This window comes from Rossellomorea sp. NRS-1567 (genome assembly GCF_050467885.1).
GTDB classification, from domain to species: domain Bacteria; phylum Bacillota; class Bacilli; order Bacillales; family Bacillaceae_B; genus Rossellomorea; species Rossellomorea aquimaris_C.
This window is the reverse complement of sequence record NZ_JBITPL010000010.1, coordinates 145,517-170,217: the sequence shown is the minus strand read 5'-3', so window position 1 is coordinate 170,217 and position 24,701 is coordinate 145,517. Positions and strand designations below refer to the sequence as shown.

The 24,701-nt window shown below is 42.2% G+C and carries 26 protein-coding genes, 1 pseudogene and 1 other annotated feature; of the genes and pseudogenes, 20 read left to right on the top strand and 7 right to left on the bottom strand.

What is annotated here, in order from left to right; all coding sequences use genetic code 11:
- Positions 1-92 precede the first annotated feature (92 nt).
- Together ACIFOD_RS06495 and argH are read left to right on the top strand one after the other, a co-directional pair.
- The gene (locus ACIFOD_RS06495) at positions 93-1,304 is read left to right on the top strand and encodes an argininosuccinate synthase (RefSeq protein WP_430313980.1); all 1,212 of its coding nucleotides are present in this window, start codon (positions 93-95) and stop codon (positions 1,302-1,304) included.
- Positions 1,301-2,695, top strand: a complete 1,395-nt coding sequence (gene argH / locus ACIFOD_RS06490; protein WP_430313979.1) for an argininosuccinate lyase — start codon at positions 1,301-1,303, stop codon at positions 2,693-2,695. Before ACIFOD_RS06495 ends, argH begins: the two co-directional genes overlap by 4 nt.
- 62 nt (positions 2,696-2,757) lie before the next feature.
- Here the strand turns inward: argH and ACIFOD_RS06485 are convergent, their stop codons facing one another.
- Complete coding sequence (locus ACIFOD_RS06485; protein ID WP_113969746.1) at positions 2,758-3,210, bottom strand: universal stress protein; 453 nt, start codon at positions 3,208-3,210, stop codon at positions 2,758-2,760.
- Between the two features lie 109 nt (positions 3,211-3,319).
- Here ACIFOD_RS06485 and ACIFOD_RS06480 point away from each other — a divergent pair, with 109 nt between their 5' ends.
- From ACIFOD_RS06480 to ACIFOD_RS06470, 3 genes are all read left to right on the top strand, one after another.
- On the top strand, positions 3,320-3,472 hold the full coding sequence (locus tag ACIFOD_RS06480) for a hypothetical protein (protein WP_430313978.1): 153 nt from the start codon (positions 3,320-3,322) through the stop codon (positions 3,470-3,472).
- Between the two features lie 274 nt (positions 3,473-3,746).
- The gene (locus ACIFOD_RS06475) at positions 3,747-4,712 is read left to right on the top strand and encodes a quinone oxidoreductase family protein (RefSeq protein ID WP_430313977.1); all 966 of its coding nucleotides are present in this window, start codon (positions 3,747-3,749) and stop codon (positions 4,710-4,712) included.
- Positions 4,713-4,785: 73 nt separating this feature from the next.
- A complete protein-coding gene (locus ACIFOD_RS06470) occupies positions 4,786-5,442 on the top strand; it encodes a YdbC family protein (protein WP_430313976.1) in 657 nt (218 codons plus the stop codon).
- A gap of 146 nt (positions 5,443-5,588) precedes the next feature.
- Here the strand turns inward: ACIFOD_RS06470 and ACIFOD_RS06465 are convergent, their stop codons facing one another.
- Positions 5,589-6,143: a TetR/AcrR family transcriptional regulator gene (locus ACIFOD_RS06465; RefSeq protein WP_430313975.1), complete on the bottom strand. Its 555-nt coding sequence runs from the start codon at positions 6,141-6,143 to the stop codon at positions 5,589-5,591.
- Positions 6,144-6,314: 171 nt separating this feature from the next.
- On the opposite strand from ACIFOD_RS06465, the gene ACIFOD_RS06460 reads away from it, so the two are divergent.
- From ACIFOD_RS06460 to ACIFOD_RS06435, 6 genes are all read left to right on the top strand, one after another.
- Positions 6,315-8,372 (top strand): efflux RND transporter permease subunit, encoded by a 2,058-nt coding sequence (locus ACIFOD_RS06460; RefSeq protein WP_430313974.1) that lies wholly within the window; start codon positions 6,315-6,317, stop codon positions 8,370-8,372.
- 2 nt (positions 8,373-8,374) lie between these two features.
- Entirely contained in the window at positions 8,375-10,165 is a 1,791-nt protein-coding gene (locus ACIFOD_RS06455) for a YhgE/Pip domain-containing protein (RefSeq protein ID WP_430313973.1), read from the top strand.
- A gap of 163 nt (positions 10,166-10,328) precedes the next feature.
- Complete coding sequence (locus ACIFOD_RS06450; protein WP_430313972.1) at positions 10,329-10,991, top strand: hypothetical protein; 663 nt, start codon at positions 10,329-10,331, stop codon at positions 10,989-10,991.
- 108 nt (positions 10,992-11,099) lie between these two features.
- Entirely contained in the window at positions 11,100-11,639 is a 540-nt protein-coding gene (locus ACIFOD_RS06445; RefSeq protein WP_430313971.1) for a GNAT family N-acetyltransferase, read from the top strand.
- A 99-nt stretch (positions 11,640-11,738) separates the two neighbouring features.
- Positions 11,739-12,110 carry an iron chaperone gene (locus ACIFOD_RS06440; RefSeq protein ID WP_430313970.1) on the top strand — a complete coding sequence of 124 codons (372 nt, stop codon included), beginning with the start codon at positions 11,739-11,741 and terminating at the stop codon, positions 12,108-12,110.
- 38 nt (positions 12,111-12,148) lie between these two features.
- A complete protein-coding gene (locus ACIFOD_RS06435) occupies positions 12,149-12,739 on the top strand; it encodes a YdeI family protein (protein ID WP_397551865.1) in 591 nt (196 codons plus the stop codon).
- Positions 12,740-13,098: 359 nt separating this feature from the next.
- Here ACIFOD_RS06435 and ACIFOD_RS06430 read toward each other — a convergent pair whose 3' ends face one another.
- Positions 13,099-13,581 (bottom strand): hypothetical protein, encoded by a 483-nt coding sequence (locus ACIFOD_RS06430; protein WP_430313969.1) that lies wholly within the window; start codon positions 13,579-13,581, stop codon positions 13,099-13,101.
- A 507-nt stretch (positions 13,582-14,088) separates the two neighbouring features.
- Between ACIFOD_RS06430 and ACIFOD_RS06425 the strand changes: the two genes are divergently transcribed.
- The 3 genes from ACIFOD_RS06425 (at position 14,089) to ACIFOD_RS06415 (ending at position 16,048) form a co-directional block, all read left to right on the top strand.
- Positions 14,089-14,910, top strand: a complete 822-nt coding sequence (locus ACIFOD_RS06425) for a sugar nucleotide-binding protein (protein ID WP_430313968.1) — start codon at positions 14,089-14,091, stop codon at positions 14,908-14,910.
- Between the two features lie 141 nt (positions 14,911-15,051).
- Positions 15,052-15,537: a hypothetical protein gene (locus ACIFOD_RS06420; protein ID WP_430313967.1), complete on the top strand. Its 486-nt coding sequence runs from the start codon at positions 15,052-15,054 to the stop codon at positions 15,535-15,537.
- On the top strand, positions 15,530-16,048 hold the full coding sequence (locus tag ACIFOD_RS06415) for a hypothetical protein (protein WP_430313966.1): 519 nt from the start codon (positions 15,530-15,532) through the stop codon (positions 16,046-16,048). Before ACIFOD_RS06420 ends, ACIFOD_RS06415 begins: the two co-directional genes overlap by 8 nt.
- 67 nt (positions 16,049-16,115) lie before the next feature.
- On the opposite strand, the gene ACIFOD_RS06410 is transcribed toward ACIFOD_RS06415, so the two are convergent.
- Positions 16,116-17,054 (bottom strand): DMT family transporter, encoded by a 939-nt coding sequence (locus ACIFOD_RS06410; protein ID WP_430313965.1) that lies wholly within the window; start codon positions 17,052-17,054, stop codon positions 16,116-16,118.
- A 211-nt stretch (positions 17,055-17,265) separates the two neighbouring features.
- On the opposite strand from ACIFOD_RS06410, the gene ACIFOD_RS06405 reads away from it, so the two are divergent.
- Complete coding sequence (locus ACIFOD_RS06405; RefSeq protein ID WP_148970901.1) at positions 17,266-17,742, top strand: Lrp/AsnC family transcriptional regulator; 477 nt, start codon at positions 17,266-17,268, stop codon at positions 17,740-17,742.
- Between the two features lie 171 nt (positions 17,743-17,913).
- Here the strand turns inward: ACIFOD_RS06405 and ACIFOD_RS06400 are convergent, their stop codons facing one another.
- Entirely contained in the window at positions 17,914-18,264 is a 351-nt protein-coding gene (locus ACIFOD_RS06400; RefSeq protein ID WP_430313964.1) for a DMT family transporter, read from the bottom strand.
- Positions 18,265-18,276: 12 nt separating this feature from the next.
- Positions 18,277-18,429, bottom strand: coding sequence for a hypothetical protein (locus ACIFOD_RS06395; protein ID WP_397551872.1), 153 nt, complete (start codon positions 18,427-18,429; stop codon positions 18,277-18,279).
- 323 nt (positions 18,430-18,752) lie between these two features.
- Between ACIFOD_RS06395 and ACIFOD_RS06390 the strand changes: the two genes are divergently transcribed.
- Positions 18,753-18,842, top strand: coding sequence for a putative holin-like toxin (locus ACIFOD_RS06390; RefSeq protein WP_219927342.1), 90 nt, complete (start codon positions 18,753-18,755; stop codon positions 18,840-18,842).
- Positions 18,843-19,121: 279 nt separating this feature from the next.
- Positions 19,122-19,377: a binding site (T-box leader), on the top strand.
- 51 nt (positions 19,378-19,428) lie between these two features.
- On the top strand, positions 19,429-22,521 hold the full coding sequence (gene ileS, locus ACIFOD_RS06385; RefSeq protein ID WP_430313963.1) for an isoleucine--tRNA ligase: 3,093 nt from the start codon (positions 19,429-19,431) through the stop codon (positions 22,519-22,521).
- A 127-nt stretch (positions 22,522-22,648) separates the two neighbouring features.
- Here the strand turns inward: ileS and ACIFOD_RS06380 are convergent.
- Positions 22,649-22,998: pseudogene (locus ACIFOD_RS06380) on the bottom strand (GIY-YIG nuclease family protein).
- Positions 22,999-23,081: 83 nt separating this feature from the next.
- Between ACIFOD_RS06380 and ACIFOD_RS06375 the strand changes: the two are divergent.
- The 3 genes from ACIFOD_RS06375 to ACIFOD_RS06365 all read left to right on the top strand — a co-directional run bounded on the left by ACIFOD_RS06375 (position 23,082) and on the right by ACIFOD_RS06365 (position 24,625).
- Complete coding sequence (locus tag ACIFOD_RS06375; RefSeq protein WP_430313962.1) at positions 23,082-23,660, top strand: GNAT family N-acetyltransferase; 579 nt, start codon at positions 23,082-23,084, stop codon at positions 23,658-23,660.
- Positions 23,661-23,933: 273 nt separating this feature from the next.
- Positions 23,934-24,452 carry an MgtC/SapB family protein gene (locus ACIFOD_RS06370; protein WP_187443304.1) on the top strand — a complete coding sequence of 173 codons (519 nt, stop codon included), beginning with the start codon at positions 23,934-23,936 and terminating at the stop codon, positions 24,450-24,452.
- Entirely contained in the window at positions 24,449-24,625 is a 177-nt protein-coding gene (locus ACIFOD_RS06365) for a hypothetical protein (RefSeq protein ID WP_430313961.1), read from the top strand. The genes ACIFOD_RS06370 and ACIFOD_RS06365 overlap by 4 nt, the downstream gene beginning before the upstream one ends.
- The last annotated feature ends 76 nt before the right edge of the window (positions 24,626-24,701 follow it).

The window sequence follows — 24,701 nt, the reverse complement described above, 5'->3', positions numbered from 1 at the left end:
AAGTATTGATGTATCTCTCATTAACTGCTAATATAAATTCATCATAAAGAATAAATATTCATTTTATATAAAATCAACAGGAGGAGATACGGATGAATAAAAAAGTGGTATTAGCCTATTCAGGTGGTTTAGATACGTCAGTCGCGGTTCAATGGTTAAAGGAAAAAGGATATGAAGTGATTGCATGTTGCCTGGATGTCGGGGAAGGAAAAGATTTAGATTTTGTTCAAGCGAAGGCGCTGAAAGTAGGAGCTTCAAAAAGCTTTGTGATTGATGCTAAGGAAGAATTTGCGAATGAATATGCCCTTCTTGCCCTACAAAGTCATGCCATGTACGAAGGAAAGTATCCACTGGTATCCGCTCTATCAAGACCTTTGATTGCCCAAAAACTTGTGGAAATCGCTGAGCAGGAAAATGCTACGGCGGTGGCACATGGATGTACGGGAAAAGGGAATGACCAGGTGAGATTTGAAGTATCCATCGCGGCTCTCAATCCTTCCCTAGAAGTGATTGCACCGGTTCGCGAATGGAAATGGTCACGTGAAGAAGAGATTGAATATGCAAAGGACAAGGGTATTCCTATTCCGATCAATCTTGATTCTCCTTATAGCATCGATCAGAACTTATGGGGAAGAAGCAATGAATGTGGTGTTCTTGAAGATCCATGGGCTGCTCCACCTGAGGATGCATATGATTTAACGTCCAGTATTGAAGAGTCACCAAACGAAGCTGATGTGGTAGAGATTACATTCTCTAATGGTGTTCCTGTTGAATTGAATCATGTCGCATATCCGCTGCATGAGATCATTTCCAAACTGAATGTCATCGCTGGTAAGCATGGGGTCGGACGTATCGATCATGTGGAGAACCGCCTGGTGGGGATCAAGTCACGTGAAGTGTATGAGTGCCCGGCTGCCGTCACGCTGTTAAAGGCACATAAGGAGCTTGAAGACCTCACGCTTGTGAAAGAACTTGCTCATTACAAACCTGTGATCGAGAAGAAAATGACGGAATTGATTTATGAAGGATTATGGTTTTCGCCACTTAATAAAGCATTGAAAGCATTCCTTGATCAAACTCAGGTGTATGTGAATGGTGTCGTACGCGTGAAGTTATTCAAGGGTCATGCAATCGTGGAAGGAAGAAAATCACCGAATTCCTTATATGATGAAAAACTTGCGACGTATACTAAAGCAGATGAATTCGATCATGATGCAGCCGTTGGATTCATTCAATTATGGGGTCTGCCGACAAAGGTTTCAGCAATGGTCAACGCTGAGAAGAAGGAGAAAGTGACTCTATGAGCAAGCTCTGGGGAGGACGTTTCACAAAGAAGCCTGAAGAATGGGTGGATGAATTCAACGCATCCATCTCTTTCGATCAGGAGCTCGTTCTAGAAGATATTGAAGGCAGCATCGCCCATGTGAAAATGTTAAAAAAATGCGGGATCTTGACTGTCAATGAAGCGGATCAAATCCTTGACGGACTTCAAGTGCTGTACGGAAAAGCCGAAAAGAATGAACTTCAGTTTTCTGTAGAGTATGAAGATATCCACCTGAACTTGGAGAAGCAGCTGATTGATTTAATCGGTGAGGTCGGCGGTAAACTTCATACAGGCAGAAGTCGAAATGACCAGATTGCGACTGACATGCATCTGTTTCTAAAGAGACGAGTGGAAGAAATCGTGAAACTCGTTGAGGATCTTCAGGAGGCGATCATCCTTCAGTCGGAAAAAAATGTAGAAACGATCATTCCTGGATATACTCATCTTCAACGTGCCCAGCCGATCTCTTTCGCTCATCATCTGATGTGTTATTTCTGGATGATCAATCGGGATAAGGAGCGTCTCGTTGACTCTCTAAAGCGAATCGACATATCTCCATTAGGCGCAGGGGCACTGGCTGGGACGACATTCCCGATCGACCGGGAATATTCAGCTGATCTGCTCGGCTTCGGTTCATGCTATGAAAACAGTCTCGATGCCGTAAGTGATCGTGATTTCATCCTGGAATTCCTGAGCAACAGTTCGATTATGATGACGCATCTTTCCCGTTTAGCGGAAGAAATGATTCTGTGGTCGACGGAAGAGTTTCGATTCATCGAGCTTGATGACAGCTTCACGACAGGCAGCAGCATCATGCCGCAAAAGAAAAACCCGGATATGGCGGAGCTTGTCAGAGGGAAGACCGGAAGAGTGAATGGGAATCTCATTTCTCTACTTACCGTTTTAAAGGGCTTGCCTCTTGCGTACAACAAGGATATGCAGGAAGACAAGGAAGGTATGTTTGATACCGTTAAAACGGTGGTGGGATCCCTGAAGATTTTCACTGGAATGATCTCTACGATGAAAGTGAACACGAAACAAATGGAGGAAGCAGTTGGGAATGACTTTTCCAATGCGACGGAACTTGCCGATTATTTGGCGATGAAAGGAATTCCGTTCAGGCAAGCCCATGAAATTGTCGGGAAGCTGGTTCTCTATTGTATTGAAAAAGGCTGCTACCTGAAGGATGTTTCTTTGAAGGAGTACGGTGAATTTTCTTCCTTGATTGAAGAAGATATTTATTCAATTTTGACTCCGTATTCGGCGGTTGAAAGAAGAAAATCGTATGGTGGTACCGGGTTTGAACAAGTGAAGGTTCAGATTGAGAAGGGGAAAGCTCATTTGAAATACCATACTGCTCAATCAGTGTAGAAAAAGAGAGCCGTTGAACGTAGTGACAATCTACATTCAACGGCTCTCTTATTTTTATGAAATTACTCTTCCACTTCTTCTGTTCTTACAACAAGAACATCACAATGGGCAGCACGGGTGATATGCTCTGACACACTTCCGATGAGGAATCGTTCGACGGCGTTGAGTCCGGTTGCGCCGCATATGACAAGGTCTGCTCCTACGTTCTTTGTTGCTTCTCTTGGGATGATCACTTTCGGGGAGCCGTACTCGACATAGGTTTTGACTTTTGTTAACCCTGCTTCTGCAGCTTCTGCTTTGTACTCTTCTAACAATTCTTCAGCATACTTGATAGCTCTTTCTCCTACTGTACGATCATAGGATTCGATTGCCGCGAAGGAACGGGTATCGATCACGTGTATCAATGAAAGAATAGCATCATTCCGTTTAGCGATGGCGATCCCTTTTTTGAATGCCCATTCCGCTTCTTTGGATCCATCTACAGCTACTAATATGTTCTGATATTTTAAACTCATTGTTATCCCCTCCTTACCTTTATCATACTATATTTTTCCACTCATATCTGTATCCAATTTTCGAACAATATAAGGGAATAGATTACTTATTTTATAAGGGGGAATCGACATGAAGAAGAGGGATCCGAAAAAACAGTTAACATATGACGAGCGGGCAAATGAACAGGTGAGCCAGCAGATCATGGATTCGTATACGAGCGGAGTCATTGATACAGAGAATGGTCAATATGGCACGTATGAGAATGAAGAGAATGAGAAATAGGTAGTAAAGATACCTATTTTCTACAAGCTTCCATGCTTAGGGTAAAATATTTGAAGCTGAATAAAGGCAGTCAAGAGCAAGCAGGATATTTTCCTGCTTGCTTTTTATTGGTTGTCATGGACTGATTTTTCTTATATCAATAAGAGAAGGTAATGATTGTCCTTTCAGTTTTAATATTATTCGAATGCCTCTTTTTACAGTAGAATGAAAAGTAAGTGATGGGAAAATATGTTATACAGGAGATTCTACTTTGTTGTATAAGGGAGCTACAATAATGAAAGCAGTTATTCAAAATGAGTTCGGAAATTCAGATGTACTTGTATTCACGGATGTGAAATGCCCGGAAATTACTGAAGATGAAGTGTTGATAAAAACCGCATTTACTAGTGTGAATTATGCAGATATCAAGTCACGGAAAGGCACTAAAGTGAAGGGTAACTTCCCCTTCAGTCTTGGATTGGATGTTTCGGGAACCATTGTGAAGGCGGGGAAATCGTCTCCTTTTTCCGTCGGAGACCGTGTCATCGCCTTTCCCGTAGGTGGATCATACGCAGAATATGTGAAGGCAAATAAACAATTGGTATTCAAGATCCCAGACAGTCTTCCTCTTGAACAGGCGGCTGCCATGCCGACCGTATCAATCTTGTCTTACCTTCTCTTACATAATGTCGGTCAAGTGAAAAAGGGCGATACGATCGTCATCCATAGTGCTGCCGGTGGTGTTGGTTCAATGCTTGTACAACTAGCAAAACTTGCAGGGGTAGAAACGATCATTGCAACAGTGGGGAACATTCGGAAAGAAAACTATGTGAAGAACTTAGGTGCAGATCTCGTTTGTACATACGACTCGTTTAAAGAGGAAGTCCTTACGAGCACATGTGATCAAGGAGCAAATGTCATTTTCGACTCAGTAGCAGGTGAAGTCACTTCCAAGAGTCTGGAGTGTTTGGGTCTATATGGAACCCTTGTTCAATTCGGCAACAGCAGTGGAAAAGCCGGTACCTTTAGAACAAGCGATGTTCATAGTTCCTGCAGAAATGTAAAAGGCTTCAGCTTAGGGACGACCAGGAAACAGCGACCGGAACTTTTAGCTCCTGTTGCTGATACGGTCATAAAGTTATTTGCCTCCAAGAAAGTCATCCTGCCTGTTGCACAGATCTTTGATTTGAGAGATGCAGCAAAAGCGCATGAATTGATAGAGAGTCGTGATTATGAGGGGAAGGTGTTGATTAAGGTATAAATCCTTGCTGAGAAAGATGTCTCAGGTTAAAAGCTCCGTTACCCTTGAAATTTCTTAGTAGGGAGTTAGAATGATGATTATTAAAGTCATTACGTGTAAAGTGAGCGAGGAATGTAAGGAAGACTTTTTCGAAGAACAGAAAATTTGGAAAGCGCTGAGTCCGCTGAACGGATTTTTGGGCCAGGTTGGTGGGTGGAGTAATAAGGAACCATTAACAGCCTGTATTTTTGCTTTTTGGGAAAATCAAGTGGCCTATCAATATTTTATGGATAACTCACATGACGAAATCTTTTTTCGTTCCAATCAATCAAGTACCTATAAGTTTATCGATGTATCTTTATATGAGGAAACGATTACGATCCCTGGCTCGGAAAAGAGAATCATTCATGCATTTGAGAAGGGGAAATATGTTCGAATGGCCAGGGTACAAGTGAAACCTGATCATAGTGATCATTTTATTGAAATGCAAGAGACGATTTGGAATCCGGGAATGAGCGTAGCTGAAGGGTTGCTTGGGGGATTATTTGCTAGTTCTAAACAGAGAATGAGAGATTTTCTTGTGTTTTCTTGCTGGGAAAATGAGAGATTCCATCAAGAGTATGTGGAAAAGCATTTTCCAGTTTTGGTTGCTGCAACAAAGATGCAAACCGATGTGCAGGAAATTAAGGGAGAAGAACTTGTGCTTGAAGAAGCGTGGCGAGTTCTTCCAAGCAATAACGGTGGTCTGTAGTGGGTGCTGATAAACTCACTAACTCTATTTTAAGATCATGCATGAACAGCAGGCTTGGTACCAAAGAAAATGAATAATTAAAGAGCCTACCCGAAGACGTTAACTAAAAACGTTTTCAGGTAGGCTCCTTTTTTGTGGCAATATCCCTACCTCACTCCCGACAACCCCCGATTAATAAACCGGTGCAATATCGCCGCCATCTCTTCAGGCGTCTTATCCATTCCATTCTCGACCCAATTTTTGATAACATGAATACTTCCGCTCACCATGAACATATTGATGTATTCATAGGTTTCTTGATCGATCCGGCTTTCGGTGATCCAGTTTTTGAAGATGAATTCGTGGGTGATGATCATGCCTTTTTTTAGAAAGTACATATCGGTGTTCTCGCTTAGAAGGGCCTCGCAGATATCGCTTTTGTCGGCGATGTATTCGAATAGTTTTTCGGTCATTTGCAAGGCTTCTTCTTCTTTTGAGAAGTTATACTTACCCAGTGTGACGGTAAGGTCCTCGATGAATTCTTCTTCGATTGCTTCGAGCAGTTCGTATTGGTTTGAGTAGTGGGCATAATAGGTGGATCGGTTGATGTCTGCTGTTTCACAGATTTCTTTGATGGTGATGCTTGAGATTGATTGAGTCTGCAGTAGTTTCAAGAGGCTTTCTTTTAAAACCATGCGTGTATATTTTTTTCGTCGGTCCATTTTTGAGTTCAAAGATCAGCGTTCCTTTCCTGCTTTTTCTGAGTTATCCAACATACGCGAAAGATGTGTTGAGTATTGAACATTCCTTATGCAACTGTCCGTTGAATATCCAACACGGTGTTTATTATAATGATAATGTGAAAATGTGAAAGAGACAAGAGAGGATGAAAGATGATAAATATTGCATCTTGGATCATAAAGCATAAGAAAGCTGTTCTGATTGCGTTTATACTGGTGACGGTGCTGTCTACGGCGGCGCAGTTTTTTGTGAAGGTCAATTATAATATGGTCGATTATTTGCCTGATGATGCCCAGTCGACACAGGCTATGGACATCATGGAAAAGGAGTTCACGGGTGACGTTCCTGATACGCGGGTCATGGTTACGGGTGTGACGATACAGGAGGCACTCGAATTTAAAGAAAAGCTGGAAGCCATAGACGGAGTATCGGATGTGATGTGGCTGGATGATATGGTCGACCTGAAAACGCCTTTGGAAGTGGCGGACAAGGAGACGGTCGAGAATTACTACAGTGATCAGAATGCGCTGTTTTCAATCAGTGTCCGTACCGGCGATGAAGTCCGGATCACCGATGAAATCTATGAGCTGATCGGTAGTGATGGTGCGATTGCCGGTGAAGCGGCCAATACGGCAAGTTCTCAGAAAATGGCCGGAAGTGAATCGATGTATGCAGGGATGTTACTGGTACCCCTCATTATTTTGATTCTGGTGGTCTCAACGACTTCGTGGATCGAACCGCTGTTCTTCCTGACGGCGATCGGGGTGTCGGTTCTCATCAACCTGGGAACGAATATCTTCCTTGGGGAGGTTTCCTTCGTCACCCAATCCGTTGCGCCGATCCTGCAACTGGCGGTGTCGCTGGATTACGCGGTGTTCCTGCTTCATAGCTTTTCCGATTACCGGAAAGTGACGGATGATCCTGAAGAAGCGATGAAGCTGGCGATGAAGAAGAGTTTTCCTGCGATCACGGCAAGTGCGGCAACGACGTTCTTCGGCTTTATCGCCCTTACGTTCATGGAGTTTCAGATCGGGTCGGATCTCGGGGTGAACCTGGTGAAGGGGATCGTCCTGAGCTTTATCAGTGTGATGGTGTTCCTGCCTGCACTGACATTAGTTTTCTATAAATGGATGGATAAGACGAAACATAAGAGCTTTGTACCGAGCTTCACAGGTATCGGGAACAAGGTATTGAAATGGAAGGTTCCGAGCCTGATCTTTGTATTTGCGATTCTGGTCCCTGCCTTCCTCGGGCAAACGAATACGTCATTCATTTACGGGTCAGGTGAGCAGCCGGAAAACACCCGTGTCGGGAGTGACTTCAAGAAGGTGGAGGAGGCATTTGGTGAAACGACACCCATCGTTCTTTTAGTTCCTAAAGGAGATACGGCCAAAGAAAAGGAGCTCGTGGAGGACATCGAATCCCTTGATTATGTGACAGGAGTCATGGCGTATGTGAATCAGGTTGGTTCTGAGATCCCCCCTGAATATCTGGATAAATCGATCACGGATGAATTCTACTCTGAAAACTACAGCCGAATCGTCATTAACACAAGTCAGGGTACGGAAGGGGAGGTTCCTTTTTCCATTGTAGAGAAGGTGGAAAAAGCGGCGGCGGATTATTACGGAGATGAAGCATTGGCGCTTGGGGAAAGCGTGACGCTTTATGATATCAAGAATACCGTCAACAAAGATAATGTGGTCGTGAATGTGCTGACGGTCGTGACGATTGCCCTTGTGCTGCTGTTCAGCTTTAAATCGATTACGATTCCGGTGGTGCTGCTCATCACGATTGAAGCGGCCGTATGGATCAATTTATCGATTCCATATTTCACGAATACACCACTCGTATTTGTAGGCTACTTGATCATCAGTACGGTACAGCTTGCAGCGACGGTGGATTATGGGATTTTATTCACAGAGGCTTATACCCATTATCGCAAGGAAATGCCTGCTAAAGAAGCAATGGTGAGAACCCTGGATGAGAAGACATTCTCGATTTCGATTTCGGCAGCGATCCTTTCGAGTGTCGGCTTTATTCTGTGGATCACCTCCTCCAATCCGATTGTTGGATCCATCGGTCTATTGATGGGCAGGGGGGCGCTGCTAGCCTTTATCATGGTCCTCTTGGTCCTGCCGGCTATGCTCCTGGTATTCGATAAAGTCATTAAGAAAACAACGTATAAAGCAAATTATTATGAGGAGAAATGATGATGAGAAAAAAACAATTACGTTATTCTGCACTCGCGTTGATGCTATTCTTGCCTTCATTTCTTAGTGTACCAGCCCAAGCGGCAACGGAAGGAAAGGTCACTTCGAAGGATGAAGTCGTGTACGCGACATTGGACGCAGCTGGGGACCTGGATTCTATCTATGTCGTGAATACCTTCGAGGTTGAGAGGGCCGGAAAGATCCTCGATTACGGGGAATTCAGCAGCGTCAAGAATCTGACGGATCTGAAGAAGCTTGAGCTGGAGGGGCAGAAGATTGAAATGGATGCCCCGGAAGGAAAGTTCACGTATCAAGGAAACATGAAAGAAGATACAAAGTTACCATGGGATGTGACGGTATCGTATAGCTTGGATGGGAAGAAAATCGATCCATCACAACTTGCAGGTAAAAGCGGACACCTCGAAATCAACATCGATACTGCTGAAAATAAGAATGCAGGTACTGTCTTCTATGAGAATTATTTATTGCAGGTTTCCCTGAACCTGCCGAATACGTATGAGAACATCGAAGCGGCAGACGGAATGGTGGCGAATGCCGGGAAGAATAAGCAAATCACCTTTACCGTCATGCCTGGAAAAGAGAAAAAGCTAAGCGTGGAAGCGGATGTAGCGGACTTTGAGTTCGAGGGTGTTCAAATCGCGGCGGTCCCTTCCACACTCCCGATCGATACCACGGGAACAGAAGGTATGACGGATGACATATCGGAACTATCAGATGCCATCGGGAAATTAAATACCGGGGTGGCCGACCTGAAAAATGGTGTGTCCCAATTGAACGATGGGGCATCGAGCCTGCGCGACGGTTCGGCTCAATATAAAAATGGCATCAGTGAATTGAACGGTTCTTCGTCTCAAATTGTCGGAGCCTCGAATTCTATCGGCGATGCACTGCGAACCATCAATCAGTCACTGGCTGCAAATCCTGCTGAAATGGATTTATCAGCTTTGAATGAGCTGCCAGCTGGTTTGACGCAATTGGCAGATGGCCTTACACAAGCCGCGAATGGATTATCGACCCTGCAGAAGAACTATTCTTCAGCCTACGCAGCATTGGATGCTGCGATATCGGGAATCCCTGCTTCCGAGCTTTCGGAAGAAGAAATTGCCGCATTATATGAAAGCGGAGCGGATCCCCAGGTAGTGGATAAACTGGTGCAGTCCCATAAAGCTGCGCAAAAAGTGAAGGGGACCTATGCAAGCGTCAAGGAAGCCTTCGCGGCCGTGGAACCGACCTTGAATCAGGTGAGTGGTTCCGTCAACGAGATGAGCGGACAGCTGACTTCCATCTCGAATAATTTGTCTGCATCATTGAAAGAAACGGATATGAGCGGGTTTGCCCAGCTGCAAAGAGGACTGGGTGAACTGTCCGCCAACTACGGCGACTTCCACTCCGGATTGGTCCGCTACACAGAAGGCGTAGGTCAGTTATCCACTTCTTACGGGAAGCTTCATTCCGGCATTGCTGAACTGGCTGGAGGAACAAACGAATTAGAAGGTGGAGTCGCAGACCTTCACAGTGGAACAAGTGAACTGCATCAGGAAACGAAAAATCTTCCTGACAAAATGCAAGAGGAAATCAATAAGATGATGGCTGAATATGACAAATCGGATTTCAAGCCGGTATCCTTCGTTTCCCCCAAAAACGAAAAAGTATCTTCCGTGCAATTTGTGATCAAGACAGAAAGCATCGAAAAAGAGGAACAGGAAACGAAGAAAGCAGAACCGAAGAAAGAAAAAGGATTTTGGGAGTTACTGATGGATTTGTTTAAGTAACCGGATAGTATTTGATGAATGACACAAAGGTGGTTGGTTAGAGTAGCCACCTTTGTGTCATTTTTTAGTGGAATAAAAGATTGTGTAAATTTGAATATTTTGAAATAATTGGTATGGAAAAGAATAGATTTTCGAAGGAATTCAATTGGATGGAGGTGAAAGTATGGTAAAGAACAAAGGAGCACTTATTGGCTCAGCTGTAATTCTATGTGTATGTATGTCTTTATTTTTCCCGTTTCCTGATAATGAAATGATACATGCGCGCACTACTTTCATGTCATTTCCAATCAGCGATCAAAACGGATATAATCTGCTTGGTATCATTGGATCCTTTTTATTCATCATCGCCATGATTTTACTTGTCAGGGGGCTAAATAAATACCATTTTCGAACGGTGGTAATCACTGTATTCGTTTACGCGTTATTCCCCCCTTTGTTACTCATTCCGGTGTATCAGGAAACGTTAGCCGGTGGTATTGCAGCCATTTCTTACGATGGAAAGGGTACATGCGATTTTGAGAATGTGGGTGAAGACGAAAACGTATTAAATGGTGAATGTAATCTCCTCCTCCATAACCGCAGTAGTGAAACAGTGTCATTTCAAATTGAATTCCTGGATAGAATTTTCACTGAAAATGATACAAGATTGACTTCACTCATGAATGTGAATGGCCCCTATATCATTACAATAGAAGCAAACAGTGAAAAGTCCATTCAGCTCAATGAATTACTCGACTTATCAGATGTTCCCAATCATAGTTTTGGTGGGGGATCAATGAATATTAATATAAAATTAATAGATGGAGAGGCTACACGTATCTTGTAATGCCACTTTCCTTACAAGCGCAGTTCAAGCTAAAATGTAATGGAGACTATGAATTGTTTCTGGACCAGATTCAGCGGTATATTCATTGATTAAATGGGGGACGTAATGATGAATCTTAAATATGAAGTGATTCCAGAAGAAAAGGCAGAATACTGCCGTGACCTGTGCAATGAACTGATGGACTTTCAACAATCAAAGGCTACCATTACACCTGAACGGTTTGACAGCATGAATTTTGATAGCAGGATGCTGCCAACGATCCAAAGTGCCTTACATAATTACATTGTGGTAGTGAAAGATCATGATAAGAATGATGAAATTGTAGCCTATGTCTATACCAACATTTCACCTAAAGAATCGTATTCAAATGATTTTGCCACGTTTTTCGATCTTTCATCGATTAAGAAAGAAAACGTAGGCTGTCTTTCCCAGTTTTATATTAAAGAAGGATATCGACAATTCGGTGTGGGATCCAGGCTTTTTAACATGTCTATGGATTGGATGAAAACCTACGAGGATGTGGAGGATTATTTTGTGTTTACATCGAATGGGAATCAAGAAGCGTTGGAATTCTATCAGCGGAAAGGGTTCTCGATTTCTCATGACATCCTGGACGGATTTATCACGGTTTTACGAAGTCAACGCTGAGGGTAGGGGCGTTTTTGACTATCCGGGTTGTAAAATATATAGTAAAAATCAGATAAGGTTTATCTTGAACGGCATCATTTTAAAATAGGAGGGAACAAGATGGATGTTTTTGAACCATATTTAGCAGGTATCGATAATCCCGACCATCGCAATCGAATGGAGGAAATTCTGACGTGGGTTGCGGAGAAATTCCCGCAAATGGAACCAGTGATGAAATGGAATACCCCTATGTTTACCGATCACGAGACATTTATCCTCGGTATTGACGCAGCGAAGCATCATGTAAGCGTAGCACCTGAGGCGGTAACCATGACGGAGTTTGCCGAAAGGATTGAACAAGCCGGCTACAGTGCCACTAAGGGCTTGTTTCGAATTAAGTGGAAAGACCCGGTGGATTATAAATTGCTTGAGGATATGATTACATATAATATTCAGGATAAAGCAGAATACACGGGATTTTGGCGGAAGTAGATAACACTTAGAGTTCATATAAGAAGGAGTGTTCCATGATGATAAAGCCGAATCGTAAGGTTGATGGATTTATAAAAAAAACCAAGACGTGGAAGGAAGAATTTGAGAGGTTGAGAAGCATCCTTCTTGGCTTTGAGGAGTTGGACGAAGAAATCAAGTGGATGCATCCTTGTTACACGCTAGAGGGTAAAAACATAGTATTAATGCATGGATTTAAAGACTATTGTGCGCTTCTGTTTCACAAAGGTGCCTTATTAAAGGACCCCGACGGTATTCTCATCCAACAAACGGAGAATGTGCAGGCAGCACGTCAGATCCGGTTCACGAACGTTCAAGAAATCATAGAAATGAAGCCAATCTTGAAAGCGTATATTCAGGAAGCCATTGAAGTGGAAAAAGCCGGTTTGCAAGTGGAATTAAAAAAGACGGAAGAATACACCATCCCTGAAGAACTTCAAGCTAAATTCGACGAAGTCCCTGCCTTGAAGACGGCTTTTGAAGAATTGACGCCAGGAAGGCAACGAGCCTACATTCTTTATTTCTCTAAAGCCAAACAATCCAAAACCCGCGAATCCAGGATTGAAAAATATATGGAGCATATTCTTGAGGGTAAGGGATTGAATGATTAGAATTTGATGGTTGAAGTCTAATATAGCTGCATCTTACTACTTTTGGTATAAGAAACTGTTTATTTTCTGAGGTGTCTCAATGATAAGGAAATTAATTGCAACGATTTATTTGTTGATTGTTTTTACTATTAATTATTTTTATGATTTAAATAATATCTCTTTAATTGTTTTGTTTGCAATTTTCCTTATATTTTTATGGGTTGAAGATATAGCAAAGCTAAAATCAGGTGGAAAATGAAATATTATGTTATTGAACGAACAAGGCAGTAGCCAGGCGGTTCTATGGCTATTACCTTGTTTAGCATTCGTGCACCTGCCATTAACAAACTACGAATCCTTCAGTATAAGAAATTACGAGGTTATTGCAGTTGTATCGCATGTTTATCATCAATATTTTCAATGTGTGTTAAGATACTCCCCCCACTCTGTTTGTTATCATAGTGCACCAGGTAAGTTTGATCTTCTTCAATTAAATTCCATACCATAGGATCTTTAATATGTATTTTAGTTTTTGCGTCCTTCCAATACTCGCTGGACTGATCCCCACCAGGAGGAATTACTATCATAAAAGCTTCTTCTTGCTCTTCTACATAATTCTTTTCCAATACTGTAACGATAGCGGTTGTTGAACTTGTAGCAACCACCTTAGCTAAGATAAATAAGACGACGATTATCAACATAACGGATAGAGTGAGTATCCTTTTTTTATTCCACATAAAGCTCTCCCCTGAATAAAACGATTTCTCTTTAATATTAACAATAAATTTGATGTACCAATAGTATAAAATCAGGGAAAACGGATGGGATTTATCCAGAACTGGATGAGTTTCTTTTTTTTGCAAATGTTCCTTGAGTATAATCATAACAGGCGCCGTTCTCGCATTGGCTTGGATTGTAGGAAATAATGAGAAGGCTAACGAACAAACCAAGTGAAATAGAAGATCCCATGAATAATGAGGACGAAGGCAAAATAGGTATATAGAAAGACTGTTGTACAAGTTCCATTTTGTACTGAGCTCTGGATTGGGGCTGATTCTATGTATCGAAATAGAGATAGTATTGTGAATATCGTCATTGTATTGCTCTTTTGCATCCTAATCTTTCATATCATCCGGATCATCCTTCACGTTAAAGTTTACTTCGTGTATAGCATGGGGATGGGATATCTTTTATTTATTGGACTAATCATCTTCCTGATTATGTTCCTATATTTTAAAAGGTGACGGTCCTCAAGGAAAACGCAATTAAGGAGATTGCGTTTTTTTTATTGGGCAATTAAAGGGTTTTCACTTGAGTTTAGTAGAATATGAAAAGTGAGATAACAATTTCTGAGAATGGAGGGATGTCACATGAGAAAACTGCTCGTGTTCGGCGCAAGTGGATTATTGGGGAAAGCGTTGGTGGAAGAGTGCAAGGATTCCTTTGACGTATATGGGACATATGCAACCAGACCAGGAGCTCTCCCTGAAGAAAAACAATTTCAATTAGAAATCAGCGATATGGATAAGATGAAAGAAATCGTTCAGTCCATCAAACCCGATGGCATCATTTCATGTTTAAGAGGTGATTTCGATCAACAGCTTGAATTTCATAGGAAGCTGGCATTGGAAATCGAAAACACAGAAAGCGTACTCTATTATTTCTCCACGGCAAATGTGTTTGATGGGGATTTCACGAAGCATCATTCAGAAGAAGACATTCCTAACGCTGCATCACCTTATGGACAGTTCAAAATTGAGTGTGAAAATATGCTGCAGGAAGTATTAAAGGAACGTGCGGTTATGATACGAATACCGCAAATTTTGGGGAAGAAGTCTCCGAGATTGGATCAAATCAGAAGTGGAATTGAGAATAACTCGATCGATGTATACAGCAATCTGGAGTGTAATCATCTAACGGATGAATTACTTGCAAAACAGCTGAAATACATCATCCTTCATAAACTTAAAGGAGTTTTTCACCTGGGTGCAGTTGATATGATGACACAAGATACTTTTATTGAAAAATTAGTCAGCAGCCTTACGGACAAAGAAATAAAATTTCATTATCGTTTGCTTCAAGATACACCGGATACATATTATTTTGGATTGAAGAGCATTCGAAACGATCTTCCGGAGAGTTTGTTGAAAACGAACAGTGAATTGATAGCCAATGTAGTTGGTTCATCATGAAGAATACGTATGCAGGAGGGGAAATAACGGAAAAGATCAGAGGTGATCTCTTCCGTTATTCTCCCTCTTTTTTTAATCACATTCACAACAATAAAAAGCCAAAAAGCGGGAAGTCTAATACGAGAAGGGGTGATCAGGAAAATGATACTGATCTTATTCACGTCATTATTTTCACTCGTATTGTTGTACTCTCTAAAGGGATTATTCAAAAGATTCAGGGCGATCGAGGTATTAATCCTCAGTTTATTTAATTCCTTTTTATGCCAACACATCAATTTCAAAATCTTTTCTGCATATGATCGACTTTCCGTTAAGGAAGAGATCATTCCCAGAGTAGTAAGTTATCTTCATTATGGATTATTACTGCCGCTCTTATTAATGTGGGTATTGTATTTCTTTCGTTCAAAGATACCAACGGTTTTTAAACTTATGATTGCCATGGTCTGGATGGGGATTGATGTTGGATCAAAATATTTTTTATTACAAATAGGGATGTTGAAATCTGAGACTGCTGGATGGTCTCCAATAGTAGATGTGTGTATCACGGCTGGAATTCTTCTATTTTCGTATATTTTCATGGTTCGTTTTGCCTTTATTTTAAAAAAGGAGATCGTTTTTGTTGACTAACATATCAAAGATCCTAGAGCCTCTGACACCTAAAACATTCGATGAAAATGAGATTTTTGTCCTTTCTATTGTTGTCCTATGCGTGTGTATTTTGGCATTGGTCCATCATCTGGAGCCACACCTACTTCAAACAGAAATCATAGCTTTGTTTGTTTTTAACATTTTACTTGGCACAATAGGAGATCGAATGCTGGCAGAACCACCACTGGATTTTTATGACACACTCGATTATGGGCATGGGGAATTTTTTGACTCCATTCTGCAAATAGTCGTATACCCCATCCCGATCATCCTTTTCATTCACTTCTATCGAAAATGGAAGCCAAACAAGATTGTTTATATATTATTGTATGGCTTCTTTCTTGTTGGGCTTGAATGGATTTCAGCAGAATACTTTGACGTTTTTCAATTTAAAACGTGGAAGACATCCTATTCTTATGTTTTCTATTGTTGTGTCTTAACAGTCAATCTGATTTTTGCTGGGCAGATTAAAAAATATTTCGGGTCATAAAGTGAAAAATCGTTGTCTAAATACTTGGTATGAAAAAAATCAGTGCCATTAATCGGCACTGATTTTTTTATGAAGTCTTGACAGGTTGACTTGCTAACAACTTTGAAGGAACTTCGATCCCCTTTTCTTTGATGAGACGAGGCTTGGACTTGAAAAGAGAGAACATGACACACCCTGCTATGACAATGATGCTGCCGACAGCTTGTAGCCCATTCATCTTTTCCCCGAGAAAAGCGAAGGCCAATAAGGCTGTGAATACAGGGTTGAAGTTCAAGAACAATCCTGAAGTACTCGGCCCCAGGTTATTCACACCGATATTCCATAAGACCATGCAGACAACGGTGGAAATAATGCCGGTATATAAGATTGATTGCACGAAAGAAGCGTCAATATTGGTCACCCGGAATGTAGAAAGATTAAAAGGAAGAAGGATGAGAAGGCCAAATATACCGGAGTATAAAATGGACATCATGGGAGTGACGGTCTTCATTGCCCACTTACTGCAAACGGAATAGATCCCCCACATCACAACAGCAGCCAGCATATAGAGATCCCCTTCATTAAATTGCAAGGAATAGACCATCTCCACATTCCCTTTAGACAGGACGAGCAACACGCCAAAGAGCGAGATGAACATGGATGACAGTTGAAATGCGTTCATCTTTTCCTTCAGAAAAATAAAAGAGATTCCGGCGATGGAGAACATATTTAACGTGGAGATCAGGCCCACATTGGTGGCAGATGTCTTTTCCAAAGCCATGAATTGAAGTGCCTGAAAAAGGGCTGCCCCTGTCAGGCCCATGAAAAATAACGGCAGGATCGATTGAATGGGTGGAACCAGCTTTTTTTCTTTCCACCAAACAATCGGGAACAGGCAGACGACGGCGATCGCCCATCTTAATATGGTCAACGTTCCCGGGGATGCATGTTCCACAAGGTTTTTCCCCACAATGAAATTCCCTCCCCAGAGAAGACTGGTCAGTAACAACAGATAATAATATTTCACGTCATTTAGCCCCTTTTCAAAGAGCCATTGTGCACAATGACATTGTCTATAAGAATAATTTTAACATTTTACTGAAAATACAAAAGAACATCTTGTATAATAAGAATTATTCAAAATAATTGAAAGTGTAATAGAATATAAGAATATAAAAATTCATATTTACATTGTTTTGCTAGTGGTTTTTGGAACAATTGAAAAGGGTGGATGGAGCATGGAGACGATTGTAAGCAGGGTTCTGGACCAGATGGATCTCAAGCTATTGGATTTGCTTCAAAAGGACGGGCAACTCAGTAATCTGGAACTGTCAAAGCGGGTCAATTTATCAGCACCAGCCGTACACGCAAGAATCAAACGGTTGGAAATGGAAGGCTATATCAAGAAGCAGGTAGCCATTCTCAACCATGAAAAACTCGGCTTTGACTTATTATGCTTTGTATTTATGAGCACTAATGAACACCGGACAGAAAAGTTGGAAGCAGTGGAAGAGACATTGGAATCCATGGAAGAAGTCCTGGAATGTCATTGTTTGACCGGGGAATATGATTATCTCTTAAAGGTGGCCTGTAAGGATCGCAAGGGACTGGAGCTCTTTATCAGAAGGCTGAATGAAATGGGGATCACGAAGATTCAAACGAGCTTGGCGTTGAGGGAGATCAAGGATTCTACGGTGTTACCGATACAGGGGTAAAGTTAAAATCCAGTGGGGAAATGGTTACGAGTCTGCACTACAGCCCATCGGCGGAATACTGTGGGGCAGACCCGGCTGTTTATGATGAGGTTGGATTAACATATATCTTGTTGCAGCATCTCCACTCATTCGGCTCTACCGATTTCTTTGTCTTTCTGTCCTATTTCCTTTCTAAACAAAATAGAGGGCGAGCATCATGCTCCCCAATGCCAACCATCGCTTCCAGTCCAAGGAGATTTCCACACGGCCGAACCAGCCAAAGTGATTAATGACCACACCGGCAATGAGCTGTCCGATTACGGTTGAAATGTTGGCTGTATTCCCACCGATGATCGGTACTGCAAGAACCGTGAGAAACAGGTAGCCAAATCCACTCAGCTGCCATTTCGGCGCATAAAGCAAAGCAAGGACATCGCCTTTCCCAAAGAATAAGATGATCATGATGAGAAAAAGGGTCGAAGTTGCGAAAAAAATGTTGCACTGAGATGGATGAACTCCGTAAATAGTGCTATTTAAATCCAAATAGCTTCATGTTCACTTCGCTTTAACCAACCTGATATCTTCCGCTTTCGCTAACACACATTTCTTGTCTTTCGAACTCAATTCCACATATTCAGAATCGTAAATCCAGAATATGGTGAACAACTCATCTTCAAATTCTACAATATCGCCGAGATTATATTTCATTTTCTCTCCTTGCAGGAGAACGATCCATTCTCAGTGAACAGTGTATATTGTACCATTGCTTTAGAACTAAAAATGTTTCATTATGATGAATGAGAGACTGTTCAGGTTGAATTTCATAATGAAATATCGGGTGTATGCAGAAATTCATCTAAAATTATTCTTCTAAGAATGTATGTAGTGTAGCCCCCCCTTCCAAATTTCCGGACTGGTCCATTCGGAAGGGCGTAATCAATCGAATGCCTGTGATATAATGGAAGTACACAACATAATACGGAAGATGGGGTAGCGGCTTACACTCCCGAGTGAAGGGAGGTGATACGCTAATGATTGCTGTAGGAGATGTATTACAAATCATGATTGCCTTTGGAACATTGATTGTAGCAATTGTCGCGGTTACACAAAAAAAGAAGTAACCATCGTCCCCACCGCTCATGAGGATCATTGATGATTACTTCGTTTCGATTGACTCTAAAGTGAGCCGCTGCACTTTCGATGCAGTTTATGTTGTGGAGGAGTCCTGATTGCCGTCAGGCTCCTTTTTTAGTGTACTTAACTACTTTTATTATATACATAAGTTATTACGTTAGTAAAGAATAGTGAATAAGTGGATGAAGCACCGTCTATAATAAAATAAAAATATTGACAAATTTAACCTGTATCATTTACATTTGTTCTAACATATATTGGATCACTTACATTCCATGACGAGAACGAGTAGGTATGGAATCTGTTCTACAGAGAGTTGACGATTTGGTGGAAGTCAACGTTCAGATCATATTGAATATCCTCTCCGAGAAGCAAAGCTGAAGGTACTTTAAGCTTTGACGGGTTTCCGCCGTTAAAAGGAACGCGTATAATTGTACGTTGAATGAGCGCTGTCGACTAAACTTGAAATCGAGTTTATGGACAGAATCTGGGTGGTATCGCGGGTTAAAACTCGTCCCTAACATAGGTTAGGGACGGGTTTTTTTATTTACAAAAAAATAGAGGTGTGATGACATGAAAAAGGTGAATGTAAACGAAAAGTCGGTCGAAAGAGAGCAGCGGATCCAGGATTTCTGGAATTCGAATCATATTTTTGAAAAGTCAGTAGCCAACCGTGAAGGGCAGAAGTCATTTGTGTTCTATGAAGGACCGCCGACAGCAAACGGCCTTCCCCATGCCGGGCATGTCCTCGGGCGTGTGATCAAAGATTTCGTTGCCAGGTATCAGACGATGCGTGGATATCAAGTCAAACGTAAGGCGGGTTGGGACACACATGGCCTGCCGGTGGAATTAGGCGTCGAAAAGAAAATCGGCGTGTCCGGTAAACAGGAAATCGAGGAATATGGTGTTGAGAAATTCATTGATGAATGTAAAAAGAGTGTTTTCGATTATGAGAGACAGTGGCGCACCTTTACGGAGGCAATCGGATACTGGGTCGATATGGATGATCCCTATGTAACCCTTCAGAATGATTATATCGAAAGTGTCTGGCACATTCTTTCAAAGATCCATGAGAAAGGGTTGCTCTATCAAGGGCATCGGGTCGCTCCTTATTGCCCGAGCTGCCAAACCTCCCTCAGTTCCCATGAGGTAGCTCAAGGATATAAGGATGTAAAAGATTTATCCGCGACAGCTAAATTCAAGGTGGAAGGAAAAGAGTATGAATACTTTCTAGGGTGGACGACAACACCTTGGACGCTTCCTGCCAATGTGGCCCTCGCCGTCCATGAAGACGTGGATTACGTGAAAGCTAAACAGGGTGAAGAGACGTATATCCTGGCAAAGAACCTTGTGAACGATGTGTTGGGAGACGACTTCGAAATGGTCAGTGAGCATAAAGGGCACGAATTTGTAGGGGTTTCATATCATCCGCCATTCAACAATCTCGCGCTTGACCGCGGGCATGAAGTGATTTCGGCATCGTTTGTGACCGACGATAGCGGAACGGGGATTGTTCATCTGGCTCCCGCTCACGGTGAAGATGATTATAATGCCATCAGAGAAAGCGGATTGGATTTTGTCAATATTGTCGATGAAAAAGGCTGTTATACCAACGAATTCGCGCCTCTTGCAGGAGAATTCACAAAGGAAAGCGACGTGAAGATCATCAAGATGTTGGCGGATAGCAATCTTCTCTTTTCCAAGGAGAAGTATGAACACAGCTATCCACACTGCTGGCGCTGTGACTCACCGCTCCTCTATTACGCAATGGAAGGCTGGTTCATCAAGACAACGGCCATAAAAGAGACCATCTTAAAGAACAACCAATCCGTCGAGTGGTATCCGGATCATATGAAAGAAGGAAGGTTTGGGAAATTCCTTGAAAATATGGTGGATTGGAACCTGGGAAGGAACCGTTATTGGGGAACACCACTGAACGTTTGGGTTTGTGGGGAATGTGATCATCAGTATGTCCCGGGAAGCATTCAGGATCTAAAAGAACATGCGATCAGGGGTTGGAAGGACAATCTTGAACTTCATAAACCATATGTCGATGAAGTAATCGTGGAATGTCCGTCCTGTTCCCATGAAATGAACAGGACGAAAGAAGTCATCGATGTCTGGTTTGACAGTGGTTCGATGCCGTTTGCACAGTATCATTATCCATTTGAAAACAAAGAGTTATTTCATCAACAATTCCCGGCAGATGTGATTGCCGAAGGGGTGGACCAAACGAGGGGCTGGTTCTACAGTCTGTTGACGGTTTCCTCCCTCTTCACAGGGAAAGCTCCATATAAGCGTGTTCTATCACTCGGGCACATACTGGATGAAGACGGACGGAAAATGTCTAAAAGTAAGGGGAATGTCATCAATCCAATGGATCTCGTTGAGAAGTTTGGGGCAGATGCTCTCAGATGGGCATTGCTTGCAGATAGTGCCCCTTGGAATAACAAACGCTTCTCAGAAAACGTAGTCAGCCAGGCAAAATCGAAACTGGTCGACACGCTGAATAACGTTCATTCCTTTTACACCCTGTATGCAGTGATTGATGGATTCGATCCTCATAAACACGAGGCTGGAACTCCGTCTCTACTTGATCAGTGGATGTTATCACGACTGAATTCGGTTATCAAAAACGTATCGGACCATTTAGATCAATATGACTTTACCGCAGGAGCAAGAGAATTATCCATCCTGGTTGATCAAGTGAGTAATTGGTATATCCGCAGATCACGTGAACGCTTCTGGAGCGAAGGGTTGAATGAAGATAAATTGGCAGCATACCATACATTAAATCGAGTATTAGTCAGTGTCAGCCGGTTGCTGGCACCATTCACTCCGTTCATTGCAGAGGATATCCACATGAACTTAACCAATGAAAGCGTCCATCTGTCTGATTTTCCTAAAGTAAATCAAGAAGACATCAATCCAGCATTGGAAACGGAAATGGATCGCGTCTTACAAGTAGTCGAACTTGCCCGCTCCGCCCGTAATACGACGAATATCAAAACAAAGCAGCCTCTATCCAGGCTAACGGTAGTGGGAGCGAAGGGTGATACGGAATTACTTAAGAAGTATGAATACATCATTCAAGATGAAATCAATGTAAAGAATGTCCAATTGCAGGACCAAGCAGGAGATTCCGTGCAATATGAATTAAAGCTGAACTTCCCGACGGCCGGCCCGAAACTCGGTAAGCTCGTGGGACTTGTTCAGAAACATTTACAATCGTTAGACCCTGAAGAAGCAAGCAAGGTTGTAGAACAAGGGCATCTTGACTTTGAGTCTCCAACAGGAGAAAAAGTTTCGGTAGAGAAAGATGATCTCATCGTTCATCAAAAAACACATAAAGGTTTGGAGATGGCTTCAAACTCAACCTTCAGTGTTTTCCTGGATACAACCATCACAGAGGATTTGCGTAAAGAAGGAAAAGCCCGTGAGCTTGTTCGCGCCGTACAGCAATACAGAAAAGAACTGAACTTGCCTGTGGAAGAGCGTGTGAATCTTGTCCTGGATGTCGATTATTCAATGAAAGAGGTAGTGGAGCAATTTGAAGACTTACTGCAAAGCAGCCTCTTAATTAAGAGCATGGTGTTTGAGAAAAGGGAAAGCATGAAGACAGTCGAGATTGATGGTGACAGCATAAGGATATTTGTAGGAGTGTGATTAACATAACCATTTTAGGGCTTATCCGAGTTTGGGTAAGCCCTTATTTTGTCTTGAGAATGTTGAATGCTCAGAGATAAAAAATTCTGAGCGTTTTTCATGGCTGATTGTATTGTGATAACCATACCTACTTCTGATTATACCCCCGATCTCCATACGGCTGCAGTTTCTCCAACCACTTTTCTTCCAACTCATCCAGAGCTTCTTTTTCAGTGCAAATGGATCATCATTCTTTTTCAGTTTTTCCAACAGCTTGAATGTGAAAGCGTCTTTCCAGTACTGGTTCCATTCGGTTTGTAACGCTTTGCTGGTGGTGAATCCATTGTTTTCAAGCATGAACTTGATCCCGTTCAGGGTCTTCAGGTTTTTCGTCCTTCCGATATAGATTTTATTGTTTTGCTGATTCAAGATTTGAAAGACACCTGCTTCAACCGGTGTTTCTTTATACTGTTGTTTTAACTCTCTTTTACGATCCATGTTTAGGCCTAGTGTGGACCTGATGCAACGGGCGTGGTATCTTCAGATTATCAAGGTATGTAATGGAACGGAGGCCGAAATGGATGAACGACGTGAAGAACATTAAATGTGAAAACATAACAGATGATATCATTCAGGAATATCAACAAAAGGGCTATGAGTTGGTATTCCAAGAATATGTGATGGAACACTCCTTAACTGACATCCCCAGAATCGAAGCACCTTTTCCTTTGATTTTCAAAAGTTGGTCACCGTCATTGAAAGAGCCATTTTATGAAGTTTACGAGGCTTCATTTAAGGACCGTCCCGGTTTTCCAGGCTGGCCCAGGGAGAAGTGGGTGGAGTGGATATCGTCCGGTTCTGATTTTCTACCGGAACGTTCCTATATCGCGAATGTCAATGACCAGGCGGTAGGGTTCATAGCTACCGATCAGGAGACTGATACAATCGGGTATATCATTCAAGTGGGTGTGATTCCGGAGTGGCGGGGAAAAGGGATTGCTGCTTTATTGACTTGTAAATGCTTAGAAGACCTCCGACAAGATGGTATGAAATCCGTCGTCCTCCACGTGAATCAAAACAATCCGGAAGCCATAAAGCTTTATAAACGGTTAGGATTCAAGACTGTCCGGAAAAGAGGCACGTTTGGAATGACATCTTAGGGTATCCGGGATGGAAGGATACGCTTATTTTTGCTGTATTTTAAGGAGAGAATAACGAGAGTAGAATCTAAGTCTTTCAATTGTGTTGGAAATAAGATTGAAATCAAGAATTAAGTGGTGTACGATAAAAAGAATATTTTAAGGATTGCCACTTGGTAGAAAGAAAAGATGAGATACCCATGCGGCGAACTATATGATTTTTTCATAGTTGGTGAAGAAATCCTGTATTCGTTTTGTGGAGAGGTCTCTTTTTCATTTAAGGAGGAGGCCGACATGCTACATTACATAAATGGACTAGAGGACTTTTTCTGGCAGCATGATATTTATTTCCGGATCGTGGTGAGTGCGGTATTGGGATTCGTCATCGGATGGGACCGATCAGCGAAAAACAAGCCCGCTGGATTAAAAACATATACGTATGTGTCAGTGGCATGTACGTTGATCACGATCGTATCGATTGAAGGCGCAGAGATGCTCAGTCAGCCGGATAGCGGAAAAATGATGGATCCCTTCCGTCTGGCTGCCCAGATTGTATCAGGGCTCGGGTTCCTAGGTGCAGGCGTGATCCTGAAAGATGGACTGCGGGTGAAGGGACTCACTTCCGCTGCAATGATCTTCTACGTGGGCGGTGTCGGAATCGGAATTGGAGCAGGGTTTTATTCGATTGTCATCTTCGCCACCCTCGTCACGTTCATCATGACGAGGATTGGAAATTTCTTTGAAGAACGGGAGATCAAAGCCATGAGCCTGCCGAAGATGCGGAAGAAAAACGAGGAAAAAGATGAGCAATGAAGCTTGCAACTCGAGTGATGAGGTTTCTACTTGATGGGGGCAGGAAATTGGGGTCAGACCCTCGGCGAAGTGAAGTAGATGGAGATGAAGGATTCTGCTGTGTTGCCAATACAGGGAAAACTAAAATCGTGCGGAAAAAAACCTACTATGTTATTGAACAAATAAGGCAATAGCCAGGCGTCTCTGGCTATTGCCTTATTTAGCTTGTTATTTTAGGTTTCCTCCACAAAGTATAGTATCTTGGCAACT

What these genes read in the sequence shown, in the direction of transcription:
- ACIFOD_RS06495 (WP_430313980.1), top strand. Translation starts at nt 93, where the DNA reads ATGAATAAAAAAGTGGTATTAGCCTATTCAGGTGGTTTAGATACGTCA.
- argH (WP_430313979.1), top strand. Translation starts at nt 1,301, where the DNA reads ATGAGCAAGCTCTGGGGAGGACGTTTCACAAAGAAGCCTGAAGAATGG.
- ACIFOD_RS06485 (WP_113969746.1), bottom strand. Translation starts at nt 3,210, where the DNA reads ATGAGTTTAAAATATCAGAACATATTAGTAGCTGTAGATGGATCCAAA.
- ACIFOD_RS06480 (WP_430313978.1), top strand. Translation starts at nt 3,320, where the DNA reads ATGAAGAAGAGGGATCCGAAAAAACAGTTAACATATGACGAGCGGGCA.
- ACIFOD_RS06475 (WP_430313977.1), top strand. Translation starts at nt 3,747, where the DNA reads ATGAAAGCAGTTATTCAAAATGAGTTCGGAAATTCAGATGTACTTGTA.
- ACIFOD_RS06470 (WP_430313976.1), top strand. Translation starts at nt 4,786, where the DNA reads ATGATTATTAAAGTCATTACGTGTAAAGTGAGCGAGGAATGTAAGGAA.
- ACIFOD_RS06465 (WP_430313975.1), bottom strand. Translation starts at nt 6,143, where the DNA reads ATGGACCGACGAAAAAAATATACACGCATGGTTTTAAAAGAAAGCCTC.
- ACIFOD_RS06460 (WP_430313974.1), top strand. Translation starts at nt 6,315, where the DNA reads ATGATAAATATTGCATCTTGGATCATAAAGCATAAGAAAGCTGTTCTG.
- ACIFOD_RS06455 (WP_430313973.1), top strand. Translation starts at nt 8,375, where the DNA reads ATGAGAAAAAAACAATTACGTTATTCTGCACTCGCGTTGATGCTATTC.
- ACIFOD_RS06450 (WP_430313972.1), top strand. Translation starts at nt 10,329, where the DNA reads ATGGTAAAGAACAAAGGAGCACTTATTGGCTCAGCTGTAATTCTATGT.
- ACIFOD_RS06445 (WP_430313971.1), top strand. Translation starts at nt 11,100, where the DNA reads ATGAATCTTAAATATGAAGTGATTCCAGAAGAAAAGGCAGAATACTGC.
- ACIFOD_RS06440 (WP_430313970.1), top strand. Translation starts at nt 11,739, where the DNA reads ATGGATGTTTTTGAACCATATTTAGCAGGTATCGATAATCCCGACCAT.
- ACIFOD_RS06435 (WP_397551865.1), top strand. Translation starts at nt 12,149, where the DNA reads ATGATAAAGCCGAATCGTAAGGTTGATGGATTTATAAAAAAAACCAAG.
- ACIFOD_RS06425 (WP_430313968.1), top strand. Translation starts at nt 14,089, where the DNA reads ATGAGAAAACTGCTCGTGTTCGGCGCAAGTGGATTATTGGGGAAAGCG.
- ACIFOD_RS06420 (WP_430313967.1), top strand. Translation starts at nt 15,052, where the DNA reads ATGATACTGATCTTATTCACGTCATTATTTTCACTCGTATTGTTGTAC.
- ACIFOD_RS06405 (WP_148970901.1), top strand. Translation starts at nt 17,266, where the DNA reads ATGGAGACGATTGTAAGCAGGGTTCTGGACCAGATGGATCTCAAGCTA.
- ACIFOD_RS06395 (WP_397551872.1), bottom strand. Translation starts at nt 18,429, where the DNA reads ATGAAATATAATCTCGGCGATATTGTAGAATTTGAAGATGAGTTGTTC.
- ACIFOD_RS06390 (WP_219927342.1), top strand. Translation starts at nt 18,753, where the DNA reads ATGATTGCTGTAGGAGATGTATTACAAATCATGATTGCCTTTGGAACA.
- ileS (WP_430313963.1), top strand. Translation starts at nt 19,429, where the DNA reads ATGAAAAAGGTGAATGTAAACGAAAAGTCGGTCGAAAGAGAGCAGCGG.
- ACIFOD_RS06375 (WP_430313962.1), top strand. Translation starts at nt 23,082, where the DNA reads ATGAACGACGTGAAGAACATTAAATGTGAAAACATAACAGATGATATC.
- ACIFOD_RS06370 (WP_187443304.1), top strand. Translation starts at nt 23,934, where the DNA reads ATGCTACATTACATAAATGGACTAGAGGACTTTTTCTGGCAGCATGAT.
- ACIFOD_RS06365 (WP_430313961.1), top strand. Translation starts at nt 24,449, where the DNA reads ATGAAGCTTGCAACTCGAGTGATGAGGTTTCTACTTGATGGGGGCAGG.